Annotated in this window: 1 pseudogene; it reads right to left on the bottom strand. The window is 42.9% G+C overall.

Annotated elements, in window-relative coordinates:
• A pseudogene (locus CWC16_RS19575) lies at positions 1 to 280 on the bottom strand (oxygen-independent coproporphyrinogen III oxidase); the annotation flags it as partial.

Raw genomic sequence — 280 nt, forward strand, 5'->3', positions numbered from 1 at the left:
CTTAAAGATTTCAAGTTTTTCTCCCGCACTCGGCATGTCGGATTCTTTTAGTTTACGCTGTGCTGCAAATCTATCCGGAAGATGGGCATAGTTAAATACAGAGACTCTATCAGGAGAAAGCGCGATAAGTTGCTCAACCGTTTGCTTGTAGCTCTCTACTGTTTGAAATGGTAGCCCATAGATCATATCCATATTGATAGATTTAAAGCCGAGCGTTCTCGCTTCCGTTAAGATAGCTAGAACTTCATCTAGATGCTGTGGGCGATTTACCGCAGCTTGT

The sequence above is a fragment of the Pseudoalteromonas sp. S3776 genome (genome assembly GCF_005886915.1).
Lineage (GTDB): Bacteria > Pseudomonadota > Gammaproteobacteria > Enterobacterales > Alteromonadaceae > Pseudoalteromonas.